The organism is Rhizobium sp. SEMIA 4085 (assembly GCF_013004495.1).
Taxonomy (GTDB): Bacteria; Pseudomonadota; Alphaproteobacteria; order Rhizobiales; family Rhizobiaceae; genus Rhizobium; species Rhizobium gallicum.
Genome location: NZ_JABEPH010000472.1, coordinates 1 through 3,813 on the forward strand (window position 1 = coordinate 1; position 3,813 = coordinate 3,813).

A 3,813-nucleotide genomic window follows, 5' to 3' on the forward strand; every position below is an offset into this window, starting at 1 on the left:
TCGGAGAGGTAGATAAGAGACAGACAGTATCATGGTAATCGTAGGCGATGCTGTCGATAAAGGAAGACAGATCAATGCGAGATGTCTTTTCGCCGTTGCCGTGAGAACTGCGCGCAAAGGCAATTCCGTCCTGAACCAACCGCTCGATCTCCCGCAGGTCGCTGACCAGCTTGTCCTTTTCCGGGGTATCGTCCGCCAAATCGGCGCGCAGGCGCATGCGCGTGATCGGCGTCTGCAGGTCATGCGAGATCGCCGCGAGAATCTGCACGCGTTCTTCCAGGTAATGGGCGATACGGTCGCGCATGGCGTTGAAGGCGCGCGCCGCGTTGGCGCCTTCGCTCGGCCCGCTCTCGCTCAATGGGGACCCCTTCTTGTTGGGATCGAGTGCATCGGCGGCGGCCGCGAGATCGCTAAGCGGGCGAACCGCCTGGCGCACCGCAAACCAGGTGCAGAGGATCAGCAGCACCATCTGGGCGGCAAAGACATATGGCAGCCATTCGGCCAACGGCATGACGCCGCGCGGCGTCACGTCAATGGGGAGCGGGGCACCGTCTGAAAGAGTCCGATGTCCCTGCAGCCGCTTGCCGTCACCCGGAATGGCTTCGACGCGGAGCGGAAACCTGTGGCCTGCCGCCTCCTCTATCCGTTTTGCAATCTCCGCTCCGCGTCCCGACATGTCCGGCACACCGGGAAGACCCGGCCCAAGAACAAGGCGCTAGTTGCCACGGCTCAGGCGGTCCAGCCATTCGGCCCGCTCGTTGGCGGGCAGTCGGTCGATCACGGCTATCGACGTCGCTAGATCGCTTTCCAGCGTGCCAAGCATGACGGCCTTGGCCGACATGTAGCGCTCGGCAAAAAGGATGCTGAACGAGAGGCTATAGGCGATCGCCAGTCCGGCAAATAGGATCAGGAAGAGGCGCGAGCGTAGCGTGCTTGGCCACCAGCCGAAACGGGACTTGCCGCCCTCACTCATGTCCTAGGCACCGAAATCTCGACCGGTACGGAGAACACGTAGCCTTCAGCCCGCACCGTCTTGATGTAGGTCGGCTCGCGTGCGTCGTCACCGAGCCGCTGGCGCAGACGGCTGACCAGAAGGTCGATCGATCGGTCGAAGAGCTCGGCATCGCGGCCCTGCGTCAGGTTCAAGATCTGATCTCGGTTGAGCACGCGTTGGGGATGATCGATGAAGACCCGCAACAATCGGTATTCGGCACCACTTAGCGCGATCTCCGTGCCGTCTCTGTCAAGAAGGTGCCGGCCAACGGTGTCGAGCCGCCACTCGCCAAAAGTCAGCAGCTGTCCTGCCTCGCTGATCTGAAGGTTGGGCGGCAACATTCGCGTGCGCCGCAGCACCGCCTTGATGCGGGCAAGAAGCTCACGCGCCGCGAAAGGCTTCGGGAGATAGTCGTCGGCTCCCATTTCGAGCCCGATGATCCGGTCCATCTCGTCGTCGCGCGCCGTCAACATGACAACCGGCGTCGCCTTGTGCTTGCCGGCGCGAAGTTCCCGGCAAAGGACCAGCCCGTCGTCACCCGGCATCATCACATCCAGCACGATCAGATCGACCGTGCTGGTTTCGAGGAAACTGCGCATCTGCCGGCCGTCGGCGGCAACCGTGGTCCGTAGGCCGTTCTTTTTCAGGTAACTCGATACCAGTTCGCGAATTTCACGATCATCATCGACAATCAGGATGTGGTCGACATGCTCCATCTTTTGTCTTTCAAACAGTATCCATTGGCCGCTTTGCAGCCGCTATTTGCACGTGTCGGCTGCCGCGAGTAAAGGGGTTTCTCGCGACAGCTTCCAGTCAGAATTTCGCGACATCAAGGATGGCTTGGGCGAACGCCTGCGGCGCTTCCTGTGGCAGATTATGCCCGATACCGCCCGTTACATTTCGATGCTCGTATTTTCCGGAGAACCTCTTCGCATAGGAGGATGGTTCCGGATGCGGCGCGGCGTTGGCATCGCCTTCCATGGTGATCGTCGGGATCGTGATCATCGGCCCCATCGCCAGCAGCTTCTCGTAGGCATCGTATTTCGCCTCGCCTTCGACGAGACCGAGCCGCCAGCGATAGTTATGGACGGTAATTTCCACATGGTCCGGATTGTCGAACGCGCCTGCCGAACGGTTGAAGGTCTCGTCGTCGAAGGCCCAGGTGGGCGAGGCCGTCTGCCAGACCAGCTTTGCAAACTCGTGCGTGTTGGCGGCATAGCCGAGCCGGCCGCGTTCGGTTGCGAAGTAGAATTGGTACCACCAGGACAGCTCCGCCTTCGGCGGCAACGGCTTCTTGTTGACTTCCTGGCTGCCGATGAGATAGCCACTGACGGAAACCATTGCCTTGCAGCGTTCCGGCCAGAGAGCCGCCATGATGTTGACGGTGCGCGCACCCCAGTCATATCCGCCGAGGATCGCCTTTTCGACGCCGAGTGCATCCATCAAGGCGATCATGTCAGCCGCCAGCGCCGCCTGCTGGCCATTACGCGGCGTCTCGTCCGCAAGGAAGCGCGTCGTGCCATAACCGCGCAGATAGGGAATGATAACGCGGTAGCCTGCATCGGCCAGGATCGGTGCGACATCGACATAGCTGTAGATGTCGTATGGCCAGCCGTGAACGAGCAGGACGACTGGACCATCTACCGGACCGGCTTCTGCGTATCCGATATCGAGCACACCTGCCTTGATCTGCTTCAGCGCTCCGAACGAAGTATGGCCTCCCCCCTTGACCGCTCCTAAGGATACCGCGGGCGACTGGGCGTTTGCGATCGCGGTCATGCCGAATTCGGCGGCGGCCACGGCCATGGCGGCGACACCGAAGAAGCGGCGGCGCTGGTGGTTGAATTCAGGGGACATCGTTCTCTCCATCTCGATTGATCGTGACCTGAAGAGAGCCGGCCGCATGTATCCCCAATGTGTCCCGCCGAGCCCGCAATTGAATGCAGATGTAGCATCCGGCCGCCTTGATACGTTCTGATACAATCCGCTCCGCCCCTTCAACGAGCCGCCGGTGATTTGTGTCATTCTGTCGTGCACCCGGCGGTTCGTACACTGCGGTACATTTCTTATGGAAGCCGGACACATCCAGGATACGTCGCGCCCACCAGATTGGCCCCGTTGCTGGCCGTGCCCCATCGCCGTCCAGAACCCGACCAACCGGTTTCAAGGAAACGACGATGACACTTCTCATCATTGCCTATCTCGGAGGAGCGCTGACCATACTCAGTCCGTGCATCCTTCCCATTCTCCCCTTCGTCTTTGCCCGCGCGGGACAGCCCTTTATCCGAAGCACGCTGCCCATGCTGATCGGCATGAGTGGTACTTTCGCACTTGTCGCGACGCTTGCGTCGGTCGGCGGAAGTTGGGCGATCCATGCCAATGAATACGGGCGTTTCGCCGCAATCCTGTTGTTCGCGGTCTTCGGGGCCAGCCTTCTTTCGCCACGCGTTGCAAGCGTCATCACCCAGCCAGTCGTCGACTTCGGCAACAGGCTTCTGAATGCGTCGGGCAAACCCGGCTCCGTACCGACTGCCGCAAGCTCCTTGATCCTCGGCGTTGCGACCGGTCTGCTCTGGGCACCCTGCGCCGGGCCGATCCTCGGCCTCCTGCTGACGGGTGCGGCACTGCAAGGCGCCAATCTCCAGACGACTTTCCTCCTCGTCGCCTATGCCGCTGGTGCCGCGACATCGCTTGCCATTGCCCTTCTTGTCGGGGGCAAGATCTTTGCCGGCATGAAGCTGTCGCTTGGCGTAAGCGCGCGTCGTCGCCAGAGGCTGGGTGCCGCAGGCCTGGCCGGCGCTGCCGTCAGTGCGCTCGGT

The 3,813-nt window shown here is 61.3% G+C and carries 3 protein-coding genes and 1 pseudogene; 1 reads left to right on the forward strand and 3 read right to left on the reverse strand.

All coding sequences use genetic code 11. The features are described 5' to 3' along the window. The 3 genes and pseudogenes from C9413_RS29300 to C9413_RS29310 all read right to left on the reverse strand — a co-directional run. Positions 1-973, reverse strand: a pseudogene (locus C9413_RS29300) (histidine kinase dimerization/phospho-acceptor domain-containing protein); the annotation flags it as partial. Next, positions 970-1,710, reverse strand: coding sequence for a response regulator (locus tag C9413_RS29305; RefSeq protein ID WP_040114546.1), 741 nt, complete (start codon positions 1,708-1,710; stop codon positions 970-972). The gene C9413_RS29305 and the pseudogene C9413_RS29300, both read right to left, overlap by 4 nt. A gap of 97 nt (positions 1,711-1,807) precedes the next feature. After that, positions 1,808-2,851, reverse strand: coding sequence for an alpha/beta hydrolase (locus C9413_RS29310; protein WP_040114545.1), 1,044 nt, complete (start codon positions 2,849-2,851; stop codon positions 1,808-1,810). Positions 2,852-3,171: 320 nt separating this feature from the next. On the opposite strand from C9413_RS29310, the gene C9413_RS29315 reads away from it, so the two are divergent. Next, on the forward strand, positions 3,172-3,813 hold a 642-nt coding region (locus C9413_RS29315), incomplete at its 3' end, for a cytochrome c biogenesis protein CcdA (protein WP_281408691.1).